Annotated in this window: 14 protein-coding genes; 8 read left to right on the top strand and 6 right to left on the bottom strand. The window is 45.0% G+C overall.

Annotated elements, in window-relative coordinates:
- Window positions 1-80: 80 nt before the first annotated feature.
- Entirely contained in the window at window positions 81-2,426 is a 2,346-nt protein-coding gene (locus L0992_08375) for an AAA family ATPase (GenBank protein XGB65745.1), read from the top strand.
- Window position 2,427: 1 nt separating this feature from the next.
- On the top strand, window positions 2,428-3,315 hold the full coding sequence (locus tag L0992_08370) for a mechanosensitive ion channel family protein (GenBank protein ID XGB65744.1): 888 nt from the start codon (window positions 2,428-2,430) through the stop codon (window positions 3,313-3,315).
- Window positions 3,316-3,451: 136 nt separating this feature from the next.
- On the opposite strand, the gene L0992_08365 is transcribed toward L0992_08370, so the two are convergent.
- From L0992_08365 to L0992_08355, 3 genes are all read right to left on the bottom strand, one after another.
- Window positions 3,452-5,071: a methyl-accepting chemotaxis protein gene (locus L0992_08365; GenBank protein XGB65743.1), complete on the bottom strand. Its 1,620-nt coding sequence runs from the start codon at window positions 5,069-5,071 to the stop codon at window positions 3,452-3,454.
- A gap of 272 nt (window positions 5,072-5,343) precedes the next feature.
- Window positions 5,344-7,371 carry a cache domain-containing protein gene (locus tag L0992_08360; protein XGB65742.1) on the bottom strand — a complete coding sequence of 676 codons (2,028 nt, stop codon included), beginning with the start codon at window positions 7,369-7,371 and terminating at the stop codon, window positions 5,344-5,346.
- Window positions 7,361-8,824, bottom strand: coding sequence for a sigma-54 dependent transcriptional regulator (locus L0992_08355; GenBank protein XGB65741.1), 1,464 nt, complete (start codon window positions 8,822-8,824; stop codon window positions 7,361-7,363). Before L0992_08355 ends, L0992_08360 begins: the two co-directional genes overlap by 11 nt.
- A 302-nt stretch (window positions 8,825-9,126) precedes the next feature.
- On the opposite strand from L0992_08355, the gene L0992_08350 reads away from it, so the two are divergent.
- From L0992_08350 to L0992_08330, 5 genes are all read left to right on the top strand, one after another.
- Entirely contained in the window at window positions 9,127-9,933 is an 807-nt protein-coding gene (locus L0992_08350) for a substrate-binding domain-containing protein (protein XGB65740.1), read from the top strand.
- Between the two features lie 210 nt (window positions 9,934-10,143).
- Complete coding sequence (locus L0992_08345; GenBank protein ID XGB65739.1) at window positions 10,144-10,842, top strand: ABC transporter permease; 699 nt, start codon at window positions 10,144-10,146, stop codon at window positions 10,840-10,842.
- 10 nt (window positions 10,843-10,852) lie between these two features.
- Window positions 10,853-11,572 carry an energy-coupling factor ABC transporter ATP-binding protein gene (locus L0992_08340; protein ID XGB65738.1) on the top strand — a complete coding sequence of 240 codons (720 nt, stop codon included), beginning with the start codon at window positions 10,853-10,855 and terminating at the stop codon, window positions 11,570-11,572.
- Window positions 11,550-12,134, top strand: a complete 585-nt coding sequence (mobA, locus tag L0992_08335; protein XGB65737.1) for a molybdenum cofactor guanylyltransferase MobA — start codon at window positions 11,550-11,552, stop codon at window positions 12,132-12,134. Before L0992_08340 ends, mobA begins: the two co-directional genes overlap by 23 nt.
- A complete protein-coding gene (locus L0992_08330; protein ID XGB65736.1) occupies window positions 12,134-13,951 on the top strand; it encodes a bifunctional molybdopterin-guanine dinucleotide biosynthesis adaptor protein MobB/molybdopterin molybdotransferase MoeA in 1,818 nt (605 codons plus the stop codon). Before mobA ends, L0992_08330 begins: the two co-directional genes overlap by 1 nt.
- A 120-nt stretch (window positions 13,952-14,071) precedes the next feature.
- Here the strand turns inward: L0992_08330 and L0992_08325 are convergent, their stop codons facing one another.
- A complete protein-coding gene (locus tag L0992_08325; protein XGB65735.1) occupies window positions 14,072-16,252 on the bottom strand; it encodes a GGDEF domain-containing protein in 2,181 nt (726 codons plus the stop codon).
- 179 nt (window positions 16,253-16,431) lie between these two features.
- Here L0992_08325 and L0992_08320 point away from each other — a divergent pair, with 179 nt between their 5' ends.
- Entirely contained in the window at window positions 16,432-16,698 is a 267-nt protein-coding gene (locus L0992_08320) for a DUF2960 domain-containing protein (GenBank protein ID XGB65734.1), read from the top strand.
- A gap of 172 nt (window positions 16,699-16,870) precedes the next feature.
- Here the strand turns inward: L0992_08320 and nagK are convergent, their stop codons facing one another.
- Both nagK and L0992_08310 read right to left on the bottom strand, forming a co-directional pair.
- Window positions 16,871-17,779: an N-acetylglucosamine kinase gene (nagK, locus tag L0992_08315; GenBank protein XGB65733.1), complete on the bottom strand. Its 909-nt coding sequence runs from the start codon at window positions 17,777-17,779 to the stop codon at window positions 16,871-16,873.
- Between the two features lie 163 nt (window positions 17,780-17,942).
- The gene (locus L0992_08310; protein ID XGB65732.1) at window positions 17,943-18,689 is read right to left on the bottom strand and encodes a DTW domain-containing protein; all 747 of its coding nucleotides are present in this window, start codon (window positions 18,687-18,689) and stop codon (window positions 17,943-17,945) included.
- Between the last annotated feature and the right edge of the window lie 35 nt (window positions 18,690-18,724).

The following is an 18,724-nucleotide window of genomic DNA, read 5'->3' as shown; positions in this document are numbered from 1 at the left end:
CCCCTAAAAATGGGTTCGATTTCACAAAGCGAAATTAACTAACTATAGTAATCCTAACCTCATAATTTTAAGAGACTTTTATGCGTTCATTCATGCGCTTCTTATTATTCACTTTAGCCATTGTTTCTTGGCCGAGTCTTGCTAACTTAGACTACGACTTACAATCACAACCTCAGGTGTCTGAAGCGGCCCAAGATCTGGCTAACCGGATTGATGAACTCCCCGACCCTCTGTTTATGAATACGGCCGACAAACGCAAGGTCAACATCTTGTTGTCTCAAGTGCTCCGTATCCAAAAACAACAGATCGCGACGTTCGACCAGCAGTTGAAAACGTATCGTGAGAAGAACGATGCCGAGCAATGGTTTGAGGTTGAGTCGAGTTACATCACGCTAAACAGCCTGAACGTCAGCAAGCAATATCTGCTTGAGCAAACCACGACCGCCAACAAAGAACGTCTTACTGGTTTTGGCCCTTATGGTGTGACTCAGTTTAAGCAAGAGTGGCAATTGACTCAGCTGAACGTTGAGTACCTTGTCTATTTCCAGACTCGTAGCTTCAAGGCGTTGATCAAAGACATCTTCATTTCACCAGTTCCGGTGATTTGGGCATCTCTGAAAGTCTTGTTCATCTATTTTGGTTTGGTGTGGTGGCTTTCGAACGGCACTCGTTTAATCGAACTGTTTAGAATCAACTTCCTAGAAACCAAACAGAGCCCACCGTTTTGGGTTCGGTTAATTTGGTATGTGAGCCGCGCACACAGAGCGATCGCTTGGTTAATCGCAATTACGATCTCTTTGCGTATTCTGTCGAGCTTGCCAAGCCTGCAGCACTTAATCTTCCTAGAGATTTTCACATGGTGGATTCTTGGTGGCTCGATTGCGATCAGCTTCATTCTTGAATTTGCGTATCGCATCAGCCGTACCTCAAACAACGAAGTGAGAGCGCTTCGACTATCGAGCATCCGCCGCTATGTGTGGAGCTTCATCGTTGCTGGTGTGATCATGCAGGTCTCTATCAGAACCTTAGGTAAAGGCACGATTTACAGTTGGATCTACAGTGCCCTGTTCTTCTGGTTCGTTTTGGTGACCATCTCTGTCTTAAGGTTATGGCGAGCAAAAGTCTTTGAAGCACTCGAACACATCACTGACAGACCGGTATGGGTGAACTGGGCGGTTAACCGTCAGAATACCTTTGTGCTTAATATTGTAGCGACAGCGATTGGCGCGGTTTGGTTGATGGTCTACAGCTTCCAACATCGCATCATGGCGCTGCTGTCTGGCTTTACTCTGTTTAGTCAGGCTCTTGCTTACCTGTTTAGAATTGAAGTAGCTAAACAGTCGGACTTGGATAAGAACCAACAGAATCTAGTCAGAATCAAGGGCGACCAAACCTTTGAATACATTCTGCCGGGTTCAATAGACAGTGAACTGATTGACTACGCGGGCGATGAAGTAAAACAGCTTTCTCGCTACTTGATGTCTGACAGCCCTGCGATTTGTATTCTGTCAGGCGAGCGCGGCGTTGGTTCAACGACTTTGCTTTACACCCTATTGCACAAGGTATCGAACGCAGAGCCTATCTACGTAAGTTGCCCTTATGCGGGTTACCAGGAGCTGCTTTGTCACTTAGCGGTAAGTATTGGTTTGGAAGAGGAAGCGACTGAAATTCAAATCTTGGCGCACCTGCGTAAGAGTGAAACAACTTACTTAATCGCGATTGATAATGCGCAGCGCCTTGTTAAACCTATGGTTGGCGGCCTTTCTGATTTGATTCGTTTAACTAACTTGTTGCGTCGTTCTAAAAAGAATCACCGCATTGTGATGTCGATTGCGAAATCGAGCTGGCGTTTTGTAGACAGAGCGCGTGGTGAGCGTCTGTTGTTTGATTTGGTGTGCTTCCTTCCTCGTTGGACAGAGAAGCAAGTCGGTGAACTGCTAACAAGCCGTATCAACACACAACTAGAAAAGCCTCTGTCGTTTGATGGTTTGGTTGTACCTAAACAGTGGGACCAAGATGAGATGTCAGAAGAAGAACGTGCGCGCCAAGGCTTCTATCGTATCTTGTGGCACTACTCAGATGGTAACCCGACTGTTGCCCTGCGTTTCTTCCGTTTGTCTCTGAATCGAAACAAAGAGACGGATCAAGCAGTCGTGAGATTGTTCCACGTACCTGAAGCACAAGAGCTGGAAAACATGCCGAAACCTATGTTGGCTGTGTTGCGCTCTATCGTGCAGCTGGAGATAGCTTCTCCTGAAGTACTGTCTGAATGTACTCAGTTAAGCATTGCGGAAATAACCGGGATTCTGCGCTACTTCGAGAGCCGTGGTTACATTGGTTGGAATGAAGACAAGGCCAAGATTTCCGATCACTGGTTCCGTCACATTACTAACGTTCTCGACCGTCAACATTTATTGGTGAAGTAAAATGAAGAAGTTATTTGTCCTATTACTTGTTGGCTTAGCGACAGCGGTAAGTTTCCCGACTTACGCAACGGAAGAGTTAGCCAATGTAGAAAACATCTCGAAGATTGCGAGCCTAGTACGATGGAGCGGCGTGTTCTTCTCGCTCATCGTGATTGGTGCGATGTGGTTATTGCTTAAGTTCATCAACTCGATGGTGACAAGCTTTGGTAGCCAATTCGTGCAATACCGAATGCTGCTGCAAAAGCTTCAGTCGTTTATGCAGTTCTTCATCTATGTGAGCACGGGTCTTATCGTGTTCATGATGAGCTTCCGAATCAACGACCAAATATTGGCTCTGATTGGTGGTACCCTCGCCGTGTCTGTCGGTTTTGCGCTTAAAGACTTGGCAGCATCATTCATCGCCGGTATCACGGTAATGATTGATAGACCGTTCCAAGTTGGTGACCGAGTCACGTTTGAAGGTAACTACGGCGACATTATCACTATCGGTTTACGTTCTGTACGTATGAGAACGTTGAATGACGACATCATTACGATTCCGAACAACAAGTTCTTAAATGAAGTGACCACCAGTGGTAACTATGGTGCGTTGGATATGCAGGTGGTGATTCCGTTTTATGTCGGAATGAATGAAGATATCACCCTAGCCCGTGACTTGATTCAAGAAGCGGCGTCTTCAAGTCGTTACATCCACTTACCAAAGCCCGTGACTGTTCTGGTTAAGCAGACGATCACCGACAACTACCTAGCGATACAGTTGACTTGTAAGGCTTATGTGGTGGATACCGCGTATGAGAAGTTGTTTGAGACCGACATTACGCTGCGTGTGATGAAAGAGTTTAAGAAGCACAACATCAATCCACCGAAAATTTCAGTGGCAGCGCATTAGTCGCAGTTGGGTTAACGCTCAGAGAGCGAATTAATCTTCTAGTCAGCAACAAGCGAAAACACCTCCGAACTTATCTCAAGTGCGGAGGTGCTTTTTTATGAGGTTTTGTCTTTGTTAACGCTAAGTGCTTTTAGGTTTACACCTTAAAGTATTTCAACTGCTCTGTTAGGTGCTCTGTGGTGTTAGCCATTTTCTGGCTATCCTCTGCTAGCGATTGTGAGGCTTGCAGTACCTCATTAGCCGCTAAGTGAATCCCAGTGACACTTTCACTCATTTCCGTCGCTACTGTGCTCTGTTGTTCCGACGCCGCGGCAATCTGAGCCACCATGTCATTAGCGTTGTGAAGCTCATTCACTATCACATCCAGTTGTTGCCGTGTTTCGTTAGAAGCAACGACACTGTGGTCGACTTTCTCATTACTGCTTTGCATCGCTTTAAAGGTACGCTCAGCTTGCTGAGTCAGCTTTTCAATGGTTGATTGCACTTCGTTGGTCGAGTTCTGAGTACGACTCGCTAGGTTTCGCACTTCATCAGCCACAACCGCGAAGCCCCTACCTTGTTCACCCGCACGCGCTGCTTCTATCGCTGCGTTCAGTGCCAACAAGTTTGTCTGTTCTGAGACATCACGAATCACACCAACAACCTGGCTAATCTCAGTCACGCCAGATTGAAGATCTTTTACTAAGTTATTCGCTGTCGAAATGTTCTCTGAAACCTGCGAGATGGTTGTCGACGTTACCTGCATGTTCTCGTCGTTCTGATTTGCATGATCGACCACCTTATTGGTGCTCGCAGCTGTGTTCTCAGCATTCACTGCAACATCTGAGATAGTTGCACTCATTTCAGTCATCGCTGTAGACAGTAATTCCAACTGCGCATGTTGTGAGTTAACACTGGTTGCAGCCTCTTCACTGGCTTGGGCGATGTGACTTGCCATGTTGCTCGATAAGTCCGCTGACTCATTGGCAGTGCGAAGTGTGCTTTGCAGTTTATCGAGCATGGTATCGATCTGATGGCTCATATCACCTAGCTCATCTTTACGTGTCATGTTCATGCGTACACGAAGGTCGCCATCGGCAATCTTATGGGTGTTATCGATAAGCTTATTCAGTGGCACAAGGATATTGTTGGAAATCGCGTAGCCCATTGCGAACAGTAAGCCTGACAAAACAACTGCTACCATTCCTTCCTTAATGGCTAAGGCATAAAACGCCTCTTGGATATCCGCGACTAAGATTCCAGAGCCGATTACCCAGTTCCATTCAGGAAATAACTGAACATATGAGATCTTATCTTTGAGTTCGCCTTGAGGGCTCATCCATTGGTAATCAAGAAAGCCTTCTTCTTCAGGAGTACGAGATATGGTCACCATTTCTCGCCAGTGATGCTTACCTGCGCCGTCTCTCAGGTTTCCGGCATTGGTGCCATTGAGTTCAGGCTTTAATGGATGGCTGATGATGTTGAGTTGTTGGTTCAGAATCCAGAAGTAATTGGTGTTGTCATAGCGAAGCATATTGATGGCTTGTAGCGCGCGTTCCTTTGCGACCTCTTCACCCAGCACACTGCGTTGGTCGTAATAGTACCTTGCCAAACTTACCGCGGTTTCGACTTGCGCACTGAGCTTATCTTGTCGCTCTTCCATAGAGCCTGCGCGCTGTTGCATTAAATTAAACGTCGATGCCATTACCAGTAGAACGACCGATAAAATGACGATAGAGACGAGTTTTGATTTGATAGATAGATTACTTAATTTCATAGCTGACTGACTTTATTATTTGTTTTGATTATGGATTTTCGACCAAGTTATCAAAAATCCGTACAGTTCAGATGATATGCATCAAGATCGAAAGATATACACTGTGTTACATAACAAAAAAGAGGTATCCGTCAAACCGACAGAGGTTGAGGTTTGGCTAGCGATAGATTAGTAGTGCAGAATATTCGTGCTTGGGCTAAAACGTTCGTGTAATAGCCCAGCGCGTTAGAAATACTATCGGGTGATAATATCGGCGAATGGGTTGTTAGAACTTATAGATTTGATACCAGCAATTGAGGTGTCGCTTTTTGTTGAAGATAGATACTAAAGCGGCTTCCTTTACCGACTTCGGATTCAACACGTATTTCACCGCCCGTTTGGCTCAAGATACTTTGAGAAACGGATAAGCCTAAGCCTGTACCATCTCGCTTAGTCGTGTAGAAAGGCGAGAAAATACGTTTCAGCTGCTCTTCCTTGATGCCACAACCTTCATCTTCTACATGAACAATCGCCCCATGAGACACGCCATTTTCGACCCAGTCTTCACTTGAGATCGTCAATGTGCCCTGTCCGTCCATTGCGTGGATCGCGTTCATCTGTAGATTAACCAGAATTTGCAGCAATTGGTTTCGGTTAACTTCGACAGACGTTTTCGCGTGCAGCTGTGATACGTACACAATGCCTTTCTTCTTGGCGCCCGTTTTCACAAGCGTAATGCTCTCATCTACGATTGGGTTGATGTGTTGCCACGTGATCTCATCCTGCACACCACCGTGTCGGCTGTATTGAAGCAGACTTCGTGTGATGTTTCGGATGCGATCAATCTGCTCCATAATGGCGTGGACTTCTTCTTCTACGCGGCTCACTTCATCACCCAGCTCAAACTTCATCAGCTCAACGTTGCCAAGAATCACAGCGGTTGGGTTGTTAATCTCGTGGGCAATACCCGCGGTTAACTCACCTAACGCTGCTAACTTTTCATTAACCACCAGCTTATCTCTGGCTTGATTGAGCAGTTTGATGTGCAGTTCGAGTTCTTCCGTTTTCTCTTTCAAGCTAGCCGTACGTGAGTGAACTTTGCATTCCAGTTCAGAAGCCGCTTGTTGAATCTCTTGATTACGTTCATGAAGCAAATCCAACATCTTGTCGAACTGTTTAGCAAGTAAGGTAAGCTCATGTTGATCATCCAGCCCTAACGTACCAATTCGCTTGTCTTGTCCCATCTGGACTAGCTTGACGACCTTATGAATGCGTTCTATAGGGTTGAAAAGATCGCGCGCACCTCTGTGAACGATCAAACCTGAAACAAGCAGCAACAGAACGATAGTAATGCTGATTTCGCCAAGGTTAGTCAGGTAGGTTTCAATGAGCGGCCAGATTAGGTAACCGGTATATAGCATGCCGATCACGTTGCCAAACTGGTCGTGAATTGGTTGATAAGCCGTTATGTACCATGCATCGTATACATATGCTCTGTCGAGCCACTCTTTGCCCTCGTTTAAGACTTTAGAGTGAACCTCGTGAGAAACTCGCGTACCAATTGCACGCCCTGCACTGTCTTCACTGCTTAATGGCACGTTAGTGCTCACACGAAGGTCGTCAAGAAATACGGTGACGGTTCCTACATGACGGTTGAAGCCCTCTCTCTGCGGATAGATCAGGTTGCTGATTTGATCGACCAACTGAGTGCTGTTATTCAACAAGATCCCGCCATCAAGAAAGCCGATCACATGATCATTTTTATCTTTAATGGATACGACAGTACGGCTGACCAAGCCACGTGTTTCAACATCATGACCATTAAGCATCGGAACCTCTGCCTTTTTGGCAAGATCACGATCTAAGTAATTGAGTTCATTGCTGTCTAACACACTGAAAAATGATGATTTATGAGTGAGGTTCAGGTATTCAAGCTTCTTCTCCATGCTTTCTACGCTGCGCCAACGTAAAAAATCGAGCTCATATCGTGACTTATTCTCAGAAACCCAATGAATAAGTTCATTTTGAGAAACGTCACTCGCTAGCTTCATTTGAAAGTTGTAAGACTCAGCAAATGCGCGCACGTTATAAGCTTGCTGGTTTTGAATCAGATGAATACTGTTGTCTGCGACGTCGAGACGTTCATCAACATCAATCAAAGCGCCTTGCCACGTATAGTGAACAGACCAATAAAAGGTGATCGCAACGAGCGCACACAATGTAAGAAAGATCGGTGCTGACGTGAGAAACAGTAAACGGTAACGCACCATGGTCTTGAAACGGAACGCCCACTTTGACCACCACTGACGTCTAATCGGCATATTCAGAGCCTTCTGTATTCCAATCTTTGTATTTACGCTCTAGCGTTTTGCGTGCAACGCCAAGATCTCTTGCTGCAGCAGACTTATTGCCATCATGAAAACTTACTAGCTGTTCGATATGGGATTTTTCCACTTCTTTGAGCGTCCAAGTGTTTGGGTAGCCCTCTGCAGCGTCTGTGTTATTCAAGTTTGGCACTTCTGCGCCGTGTGACACCGTCACTGAAATACTGGTTGGAGCCGGGTCGCCATTTACTTCACGCCAATAGTGAGCTGGTGGCTTGTCTAATAGAATGCAACGTTCTACTAAGTTCTTAAGCTCACGGATATTGCCTGGCCATTCGTATTCGTTCATCGCCAAAATGTCTTCATGTGCCCAATTTGGAACGGGCATGCCTAGCTCACTTGATAATAGACGAGTGAAGTATGGAACCAGCTCAATCAGATCAGACGGACGCTCTCTTAGTGGCACCACATCAATCTTCAATACATTCAATCGGTAGAAAAGATCGCGGCGGAAGTGTCCTTTGTCGACCTCTTCTTGAAGGTTTCGGTTGGTCGCCGCGACGACACGCACGTCGACTGCGATCTCTTTCTCACTGCCGACAGGTCTGATTGTTCGTTGTTCTAACACACGTAAAAGCGCAGCTTGCATTGGCAGTGGCATTTCACCTATCTCATCAAGGAAAAGTGTGCCGCCGCTCGCCACTCTGAACAAGCCTTCACGATTTTTCTTCGCACCAGTAAACGCGCCAGAGGTGTGACCAAACAATTCGCTTTCCAAAAGTTCTGGAGCAATCGCGCCACAGTTAATTGGTACAAAAGGCCCAGTTCGCTTGCTGGCTTCATGTACGCCGCGTGCAACCAACTCTTTACCTGTGCCCGACTCGCCTTCAATAAGAACAGATGCTCGTGATGGTGCGAACTGGCTGATGAGCAGCTTTAATTGTTTGGTTTTGTCTGAACTGCCGATTAGCTCGGTTTTGATATGACGGCTAACATCGCGCTTCAACGCGTATTGCATTCGTTGGTCTAGACGTTTATCCATGCAACGCAGTACAGCTTGTATCAACTGCTCAAGGTTGAACGGTTTTAGGATAAAGTCAGAAGCGCCAAGCTTAAGTGCTGAAATGGTCATCTCTAAATCGGCATAGCCGGTCATAAAGATCACATCAGCTTTTCGGTCACTGTCGTTAAAGGCTTCTTCCCATTCAATACCAGAACGGCCTGGAAGGTTGATATCGAGAACAATGAGATCGAAGTGTTCGTTGCAACGCAGAACCTCGGCTTCTTCTACTGAACCTGCGCTCGACACCTTGCCAAAGTACTTACCTAGTGCTTTCTTAAGAATTGCCTGCATCCCAATTTCATCGTCAACAACCAAGACAGAAAATGCCTGATATTGAGTCAATGTGTTTGAATTGAGATGAGACGTACTTGAACTAGGTAAAGACATAATGATCAGCCGATAGGGAAAGTTGGGACAGAGTGTACCAATTAACCTTTTGATCAACAGGGTCAAAGTGCGACATTTTGTCCTAGCTCATGTTTTGATTCATTTTATAGGGTCAAATGGCGCAGTTTTGTCCGAAATAACAGCAATTTAATGAAATCTGATGCATCATTTATTGGCATTAAGCTTGCTTATAAGGTGATGATTTCTAATTACAAGAATTAGCATCTTATGTACATGCCCTTTTTTGAGCCCTTTAAAACGAAGGCATGTCATTCATTTATAACAGAATGGACATAATAATAATGAAAGCAATTCCCCTAACTATTGCAGCTCTATCTATCGTCAGTTATTCGGCTAGCAGCGCAGAAGACACCACGCATATCAAGCTTGCGACAACGACAAGCACATATCACTCTGGCCTACTGGATTACCTACTGCCTGAATTCGAAAAAGATTCTGGCATTAAAGTAGATGTCCTAGCTGCGGGTACAGGTAAATCTCTTCGCATGGGTGAAAATGGCGATGTGGATTTGGTGATGACTCACGCACCAAAGGCTGAAGCGAACTTTGTTGAAAAAGGCTACGGCGTTTTACCTCGTAAACTGATGTACAACGACTTTGTGATTGTTGGCCCTCAAAGTGACCCAGCAAAAATTGAATCTCAAAAAGCAGTGGCTGATGTATTTAAAGCAATCGCAACCAACAACGTGACGTTTGTGTCTCGTGGTGATGATTCAGGTACGCACAAGAAAGAGATGGGCATTTGGGCACAGACCAAAATGGAACCAAACTTTGGTGGCTACCGCAGTGTTGGTCAAGGCATGGGCCCTACTCTGAACATGGCGTCTGAAATGCAAGGCTACACCATGACAGACCGTGGTACATGGTTGGCTTACCAAAACAAACTGGATCTTAAAATCCTTTTCCAAGGCGACAAGAACCTATTCAACCCTTACCAAGTGATTCTTGTTAACCCTGAACGCTACCCAAGCATTAACTACCAAGCGGCGAAAGTATTCAGTGATTGGTTGGTGAACCCTAAAGGTCAGAAACTGATTAACGACTTTAAACTGCACGGCAAACAGCTGTTTATAGCGAGCGCAGAGTAGTTTTTCGTTAGCGTAGATTCGTTTATAACAAGCTGAGAATGGTTTGTTGTAAGTGCTAATTCCAATTAGCGCTACGCTTAACTAATCAGTTAACTGAAGCAATTAAAGAAACAATAGCTGGCCAATATAGGCTCAATAATATTGTGTCAGCTATGATTAACATCAGTCATTACCGATAAAGACCCATTATCGATTCACACGAGATACTTCATGACCCTATGGCAAACAACGCTTGATGCATTGAATTTACTAGTCAGTTTTGACCAAGAACTGTGGCAAATTGTAGCGGTATCCTTCAGCGTATCTTTGTCCGCCATTTCATTGGTGATTATTCCTGCAATCATCATGGCTTTCATATTGGCTTATACCGAGTTCCCCGGTAAATGGGCGCTGCTGTCAGTGATCAACACCTTGCAAGCTATCCCTACCGTGGTAATTGGTTTGTTGATGTACATGATGCTCTCTCGTTCCGGCCCATTAGGTGACTGGCAATTGCTGTTCACTCAAAAGGCGATGATTCTGGGTCAGATGCTGATCTGCTTCCCTATTCTGGTTGCGATGATGCACGGCGCGCTGCAAGCCAGTGACCGTCGAGCAGTAGAAACGGCACGCACTCTTGGTGTCTCAACGACTCGAGTTGCGTGTACCTTGATCTGGGAAACTCGTTTTCCTCTACTTGCAGCTGCCATTGCTGCCTTCTCTCGTATCGTCACTGAGGTGGGTTGTTCAATGATGGTAGGTGGCAACATTATGGGAATGACTCGAAATATCCCAACGGCTATAGCTATGGAAAGTCACAAAGGCGCATTCGCACAAGGTGTCGCGCTTGGCATGGTTTTATTAGCATTGGCATTAGCCCTTAACTTTTTCCTTTCCAGTGTGAGAGGAAAAGGCTATCTAAGAACTTAGGAACGCTGTCATGAGTATAAAAATAACAACGCAGCAAATTTCAATGCGCTACAAAGAGCGTGTTTTGTTCCATATCCCTGAGCTGTCGATCGGCCCTAACGATGCTATTTATCTGAAGGGTGACAACGGTGTTGGTAAAACAACCCTCCTCAAAATCTTGTCAGGTTTAATCAAACCAAGCTCTGGCCGTATTCAATGTCCGACACAAAGTTGGCAACATAACCTGTTTCCTAGACTAAAATTCCAAGACATCATCTATCTCCATCAAACCCCTTACCTATTTGATGGCTCGGTGTACCAAAATGTCGCTTATGGCATTCGCTTTAACAAAGAGAGCCAAAAAGATAAGCGAGCTCAAATAATTAATGCTTTGAGGATGGTAGGTTTAGAAACCCTAGCAGACGAGCACATTTCTGTGTTGTCTGGTGGTGAGCGTCAACGCGTAGCAATGGCAAGAGCTTGGATTCTTAAGCCTTCAATCTTGCTGATGGACGAACCAAGTGCTTCTTTAGACAAAGAATCTATTGAAAGATTGGTGATTATGGCCGAAGATCTTCTTCAGAGAGGCGCGAGTTTAGTCATTACAAGTCACCAAACCAACGCGTTAACCGATTTGTGCAAGAAGCAGTGGTGGATCAAAGACAACACCTTGACCGAATCACCGCTTCTGCAAGTAATTAAAAAGAACAAAGCACAAGAGAATATTTATGCTGCTTCCAACGCAAACTAGTTGGGTTATTTTGGCTGGCGGACAAGCCAGCCGTATGGGCGGAAAAGATAAAGGACTCGTTGAGCTCAACGGTTCTCCGCTTATTCAATACGTTATAGACAAGCTGTCACAACAAGATGTCAGCATAACCATCAATGCCAACCGTAACCTCGACAGTTACCAAGCATTCGCTCCGGTTGTATCCGATTCGTTCCCTGATTACCCGGGTCCTTTGGGTGGCATTCACGCTGGCCTTAAAAACGCGGCAACAGATTGGGTTGGCTTTGTTCCTTGCGATAGCCCTCAAATCAGTGACGACCTTGTCGAGCGTTTTTGCGCTGCGGTAAAAGAAGACAGCGACATTCTTGTGGCTCACGATGGTGAATATAAACAGCCAGTTTTTACCCTATTTCACAAGCGCGTACTTCCAAAGTTAGAAGCCTTTTTAGAACGTGGCGACCGCAAGATCATCTTGCTGTACAAAGAGTGTGTGACTGAGTACGTCGATTTTAGCGACGCGCCAAACTGCTTTGTAAATCTCAATACGCCAGAAGAACTCACCCAATTCGGAACGCTTCAATAATGAAAGATTCAAAACAACGCCCTAACCTGCCTTTATTAGGTTTTGCTGCTTACAGCGGTACAGGCAAAACAACCGTACTTGAAGCGTTACTGCCTTTGTTTACCAACGCAGGTTTGAAAGTGGGTGTTCTTAAACACGCTCACCACGATTTCGATGTTGATAAGCCGGGCAAAGACAGCTACCGCCTACGTAAAGCAGGCGCGAATCAAATGCTGATCGCTTCGCGTAACCGTCATGTAATGATGACAGAAACGCCAGAAGCCGAAGCGGACTTTGATTATCTGCTGACTCGCTTTGATACCAATACGCTCGATTTGATTTTGGTTGAAGGCTGCAAGAACATCGCCTTCCCTAAGATTGAGCTTCACCGCGACGAAGTGGGCAAACCTTGGCTTTATCCAAACGATGACAACATCATTGCTATCGCCGCAGACAACAACGTTGAATCTGACCTGCCACAAATGGCGATCAGCGACTTAGAAGCCATTCGTGATTTCATCATCGACTATGCTCAGTCATTCGACCCTGCTTCTAAAACAAGTAAAGTCGCTGCGTGCGCATCATCAAAAGACAACACGCCAGTTGTGTGTTGTGACTCTTTCTCTCCAGCCGGCCTCACGGTGACTCAAGGTCAGCAAAAGATTGTTGATAGCATTGATGCACTTGAGCTGATTGAATCTGTTGCGCTAGAGCAAGGCTATGGTCGCGTATTGGCTGAAGATGTTATCTCGCCAATCAACGTGCCTCAGAACACTAACTCTGCGATGGACGGCTATGCCATTCGTGGTGAAGATTTAGAGCTAGATAGCTACCGTGTTGTTGCCGAAGTGATGGCTGGTCACAGCTACGACCAAACCGTTCAACAAGGTGAAGCTGTTAAGATCATGACTGGTGCACCAATGCCTGAAGGTGTTGATGTGGTTGTGATGCGTGAGCAAGCCGTTCAAGAAGGCGACACAGTTAGTTTCCCAGATGCGAAAATTTCAGTAGGACAAAATGTCCGTATGGCGGGTGAAGATCTACAAATTGGCCAACCTGTCTTTACGCGCGGCACACGAATCGAAGCACCAGAAATGGGTATGATGGCGTCACTGGGTTTCGGTACCTGCCCTGTTCTACGTAAAGTAAAAGTGGGCGTGTTCTCGACAGGTGATGAAGTTCAAGCTCCGGGTTGCGAGCAGAAACCAAACTCTATCTACGATTCAAACCGTTTTACTATTATCGGTATGCTTCAGAAGCTAGGTTGTGACATCGTCGATTACGGCATCATTGAAGATGACGAACAGAAGATGATGGATGTACTTCACGCGGCTTCTTTAGAAACTGATATGGTTCTGACGTCTGGTGGTGTGTCTGTTGGTGATGCTGACTACATCAAACTCGCGTTGGACAAACTGGGTGAGATTAATTTCTGGCGTATCAACATGCGTCCAGGCCGCCCTCTTGCTTACGGTAAAATTGAAGACAAACCTTTCTTCGGTTTACCGGGCAACCCAGTTGCGGTGATGGTGTCGTTCATTAACTTTGTAGAGCCTGCAATTCGCAAGCTGCAAGGTCAAACCAACTGGACACCAGTGAAAGCGAACGCGGTTGCTACAGAACAATTACGTTCTCGCCAAGGCCGTACTGAGTTCAGCCGTGGTGTGTTCTCAATGAACGAGTCTGGTGTGCTTGAAGTGAAGACGACGGGTAAACAAGGTTCAGGTATTCTACGTTCAATGAGCGAAGCCAACTGCTTAATCGAAATCTCACCAGCGGTTGATACCGTGAAAGTCGGTGAAACAGTGACGATCATTCCACTGCAAGGTCGTGTTTGATTTAGCACACCCTTGATTTAACATCACTTCCCAAGAAATAGACGAAGCCCGCTTATATCAAATATAAGTGGGCTTCTTTTTTGGTTCGTACTGAGAATCTAGAATGTTATACCGAGTTGTTTAAACGACCGTGGGTTTATCTAACGGACAATTGGATAAGTCGCAGTTATTCAGATAGCAGTCGATGAGATTGTAATTGTTACGGCCACTCTCTTTCACTCGGTACAGTTGTTTGTCTGCAATGTCACAAATCATCTTGAAGTTGCTATCTACGTTGCCACTAACAAGCTCAACGTTTACCCCGCCGATTGATAAGGTAAGCTGCTTGGCTCTGATCGCTTTTGGGCTAACTAACGCCAACTCAGCCAATGCATTTCTCAGCGTAACGACTTTCTCTTCGATATCTTCGCTACTTTGACCAAAGCAGATTGCCATGAACTCATCCCCGCCATATCGGAACAAGTAATCGTTCTTGGTCGAGAATGTACTTCTCAGTAAACGACTAAGAATACGAAGCGCTTCATCACCTTGTAAGTGACCATGGGAATCGTTGTAGGCTTTGTACTCATCAATATCAATCATCAATACTGCAAGCGACCGTTTCTGTGTATAAGCATTACGAATCAACACAGGTGTAATTTTGTCGAGTTGATAGCGATTCGATAAACCCGTTAATGGGTCTGTCGTACTCAACACCTCAAGCGTTTGATTCGCATTCTCTAAGCGCTGCCTTTGCTTTTGATTCTCAAGCGACACGGCAATGAAACTCGCCAAATGCTCGATTAACTGACAATGGTGTTGTTGATACTGATTAGGCAAATGATGCTGTACGGACAACAGCCCTATCACTCTTTCATTGAGAATGATCGGCGTCAGAATGATGGAGTTGGTATCCGGTTTGTCTTTAACAACCACCAAGTCATCATCTTTACGCGAGGCGTTATCAACATAAGGCTCTAGTGCATCATCGGTGACGCTGTTCAAATGCACGGTCGCGCGCTTACGAATGACATAAGTACCGACGGTTTGGTTATCTTGGCAAGTGACCTTAAGGTTTTGTACCAAACCTTGAGTATCAACAAAATATTGGTAGTCGAGTATGTCGGACTCGTCATCGTACAGCGCAATACCAAATTCGAACGTCGGCAGAATCGTGTTTATCTTACTTAGGATCTCAGGAAGCACGCTATAAAGGTCGGGAGCGGTAGCAATGAACTGACCGATATCAGTAATCGCGCCCATGTACTTTTGCATTTGGGTAAACACTTCGTGCTGTTGTTTGTCTCTTAGAGTATCCACGCTTTGCAAAATACGATCGCTTTGTTTGCGTTCGTAAGCCTTTAGGTATTTTTCTGAAAGCTCAATATGTTCTGTTTGCAGTGATGCAAGGCCATTGCAATCTTGTTGATGATGAAAGATCTTCGCCTTGGTCTTCGCGTAAATACTGTAGAAGTGGTAACTGTTTTTGAGCTCAAAGTTCTGCTCAAGGAAAAGACATCTTTCTTGGGCTTGTTCAAGCTCCCCTATTTCCACCAAATATCGAAACCAACACACCAAGTTTTCCATTCGGTTGTGGTCGTCGTTGATTTTCAGAAAATACTGTTCCGCTTGATAAAACGCATCGAGCACATCACTTGGCTCAACCCCACCTTGCTGAACCATAGTTTGAGCTAGGTATCCATGACACAGTGCGAATGTTCTATTGCTTGAGAGTGACTCGGCTATCTTCTTCGCTTCAGCGATTGCTCGAATCGCTTGGTCAAATTCTCCGGTATACGCACAACCATAAGCAAGGTTAAGGTGGCTAACCGCACAATCTAGCTGGCGGTTAGCATTCTGAGATGACGTTACCGCTTTACGCGCATATTGTTTTGCTTCTTCGAACTTTCCTAAGCTCAAATGCATGTCGCTTAGGTTGCAGTAGATGAGCGCTCGAATATTGTCATCAACAAGATGTAAGTTTTCTAACGTCTTTGCGTAACACGTATAAGCCGATTGGTAATCGCCACAGTCGTTATAAACCGATGCTAATAGACCGTTGACGAAAACAGTGAGTTGAACTTCTTCTGGTTGGGTTGCGTTTAGGCAGGTTTTATAATGTTCGACAGCATCAAGTAGATTGTCTTGGCGATCACTTTTGTACGCCTTTAGAAAAAGCGCAATAGACTCTGGGAACGGTTGATTATGGTCATGGCATATCTTTCTTACTCGCGCGTCGACGTCTTCTAATCCTTTGATTCCAGGATAGTTTTGAATTCGAGTAATGATTCCCATAATCTGAGGGTAAAGCGTATTGATCATAAATTAGATTTAAGCCGATCAAACATATAAATTGTACATAGTGTACCATAAAATATTTTTGCGACTTGCTGCACGCTTTATTGATATCGCTAATATTTCAAGATTTTTTATCATAACCTTGAGCCACGTACTGTTTTTATGTAGAGTGCGCGAAAGTAATAATCCTATTGGAGAGCATCATGGCTCGTACCATTCTGTATACCTATAAAGACGAAGACAAAGAGTTACTGTTTTCTAAACAAGAACACCGCACGATCCAAGAAGCTGTAGCTGCAGCTGAAGGTATCGATATCTCTGAGTATCTTAAAACTGAGCAACAGCTTGAGTTGATTTCTGATACGAAAGCGGTTCGTAACTACCAAGATAACTACTTCCGAAAGCTTGGCTTTACTAAGCTTACGTTGAAGCAAAAAGATAACCTTGGTGTTGGTAAAAAGAAGAAGTAAGCCCTCTGGCTCTTTTTCTTGGTATTTAGCTTCTAGGCTCTAGTTCAGGCTTTTCGTTTTGGAGTTAAGAGTTAAAGAAACGAAAACACCAAACAATAAAAAATGCCGAAGCCTCTTTCGAGATTGCGGCATTTTTATTTGGTTTGTTAATTAGTTCAACGTTAAGTCGCGATTACTTAATGTTAAGGAATGCAGCACCACGAACGCCGCCTGAATCACCGTGTTTCGCTTTGATGATCTTAGGACACTTCGCTACAGAAAGTAGGTACTTAGGCACACGCTTTGGCATCTCTTCGTAGATAAGCTCGAAGTTTGAAAGACCACCACCCAGTGCAACAACATGTGGGTCAAGACCAGTAAACAGGTTCGCGAAACAGATAGCCAATAGCTCCATAAAGCGATCAACGTGCTCAGCCGCTTTCGCTTCGCCTTCGTTGTATGCTTGAATGATCTCAATCGCTTTCTTCTTCTCGCCGTAGTAGTGCTCGTAAATCAACTCAAAGCCACGACCAGATAGGTAGCTGTCTAGACACCCTTTCTTGCCACATCCACAACCTAGTAGCGGTGCGTTGTCGCCAAGGTGGAACCATGCATCGATAGGAAGGCGCATATGGCCTAGCTCACCCGCAACGTGGTTACGACCAGAGAACACTTTACCTTCATAAACTAAACCGCCACCGAAGCCAGTACCTAGAATTAGACCAGCAACTGATGGTTCGTCTTTAAGCTCATCATCCCACGCTTCTGAAAGCGCGAAACAGTTTGCGTCGTTCTCGATTTTTACACTACGACCAATAAGCGCTTCTAAATCTTTACGTAGTGGCTTACCTGTTGAAGCTGGTACGTTAACAACAAGCATTGTGCCATCGTCTGCGTTTTCCATGCCAGGAAGACCAAGGCCAATTTTGCCTTCGCAAGAGAATTCGCTATCGTACTTTTTTACCAAACCAGCAATCGTATCAAGCAGTAACTGATAATCGTCTGTTGGTGTTGGAACACGCTCTGTTGCTACTCGCTCAAGTTTCTCATTGAATGCACCAAACTCAATTTTTGTGCCGCCAACATCGAAGCCGTAATACATGAAATCTCTCCAATTTTTCCCTAAATTCGGGCAAATAAATTTTTTAAATAAAACAACTGAGGAACATTATCCATAACACTCCCCCTACAAACCGTGATAGATAACAAACTTATCTCGTGTTCGAGTCTGTTTGAACAACAAGTCAGCACAAAGCGGTTAAAGGTTAGAGTGACGTCTCACTTTTACTGTGCTCTATGAAAGCGTTCAGGCTAGGTTTGGTCGGATCCGACTTATAACGAGTCTTACTTAGCATGTAGCTTTCGCGAAATGCCTCAAACCAAAGCTGTAAAGTCTTCGCGCCCTGCTCTTCACCTGCTTGTTTTAATACCAAGCTCGCCACTTCGGCTGTAGATAGATGTTGGTCGTTGTCTGACTTACGCATCATGTATTGAGAAACCGATTCTGGTTCAATCGATAACACAGGTAAATCTTGAAGGTACTCAGAGCGTCTGAAGATGCGTCTTGCTTCACGCCAGCTACCATCGATAAAAATCAGCAGCAGCTTTTTATTTGGGTCACGCATTTTTGGCAAGTCTTGAACCACTCGCGTTTTGTCATCGGTGTAATCTTCAGGGAACACAATGACAGGTTGATACTCGTCGTCTTTTAGTACATCCAACATCTCTGCGTTGGGTTCAGTTCTGTGCCAAAGGTAAACATGGCTGTCTTTCACGGTATCCACAATCAATCGGCCAGTGTTACTCGGCTTTAAGATTTCGTTGTCTGACAAGATCAACATGGTCGCGACGTTCGTATCAATGTCTGGTTGGTGTTCACAGATACAACAGTCTTGTTTGATTTTGCAGTACTCACATCGCACAACTTTACATCCGCGCGCATTAAACGGTTTGGTAGAAAGAGATAAACGGTGTTGGTATAAACGGTGGAAAGCGTGGATTCTCATGGACAATAACGACAGATAGAACTAGAAAAGTGGCACGATTG

This window comes from Vibrio pomeroyi (genome assembly GCA_041879425.1).
Classification (GTDB): Bacteria; Pseudomonadota; Gammaproteobacteria; order Enterobacterales; family Vibrionaceae; genus Vibrio; species Vibrio pomeroyi_A.
The sequence above is the reverse complement of the archived record's forward strand: the minus strand, read 5'-3'. Positions and strand labels throughout refer to the sequence as shown.

Bases quoted from the DNA above. Each gene is read 5' to 3' on its own strand.
- L0992_08340 (XGB65738.1), top strand. From the start codon at position 10,853: ATGAGTATAAAAATAACAACGCAGCAAATTTCAATGCGCTACAAAGAG.
- L0992_08360 (XGB65742.1), bottom strand. From the start codon at position 7,371: ATGCCGATTAGACGTCAGTGGTGGTCAAAGTGGGCGTTCCGTTTCAAG.
- L0992_08375 (XGB65745.1), top strand. From the start codon at position 81: ATGCGTTCATTCATGCGCTTCTTATTATTCACTTTAGCCATTGTTTCT.
- L0992_08365 (XGB65743.1), bottom strand. From the start codon at position 5,071: ATGAAATTAAGTAATCTATCTATCAAATCAAAACTCGTCTCTATCGTC.
- L0992_08320 (XGB65734.1), top strand. From the start codon at position 16,432: ATGGCTCGTACCATTCTGTATACCTATAAAGACGAAGACAAAGAGTTA.
- L0992_08355 (XGB65741.1), bottom strand. From the start codon at position 8,824: ATGTCTTTACCTAGTTCAAGTACGTCTCATCTCAATTCAAACACATTG.
- L0992_08330 (XGB65736.1), top strand. From the start codon at position 12,134: ATGAAAGATTCAAAACAACGCCCTAACCTGCCTTTATTAGGTTTTGCT.
- L0992_08325 (XGB65735.1), bottom strand. From the start codon at position 16,252: ATGATCAATACGCTTTACCCTCAGATTATGGGAATCATTACTCGAATT.
- L0992_08345 (XGB65739.1), top strand. From the start codon at position 10,144: ATGACCCTATGGCAAACAACGCTTGATGCATTGAATTTACTAGTCAGT.
- nagK (XGB65733.1), bottom strand. From the start codon at position 17,779: ATGTATTACGGCTTCGATGTTGGCGGCACAAAAATTGAGTTTGGTGCA.
- L0992_08350 (XGB65740.1), top strand. From the start codon at position 9,127: ATGAAAGCAATTCCCCTAACTATTGCAGCTCTATCTATCGTCAGTTAT.
- L0992_08370 (XGB65744.1), top strand. From the start codon at position 2,428: ATGAAGAAGTTATTTGTCCTATTACTTGTTGGCTTAGCGACAGCGGTA.
- mobA (XGB65737.1), top strand. From the start codon at position 11,550: ATGCTGCTTCCAACGCAAACTAGTTGGGTTATTTTGGCTGGCGGACAA.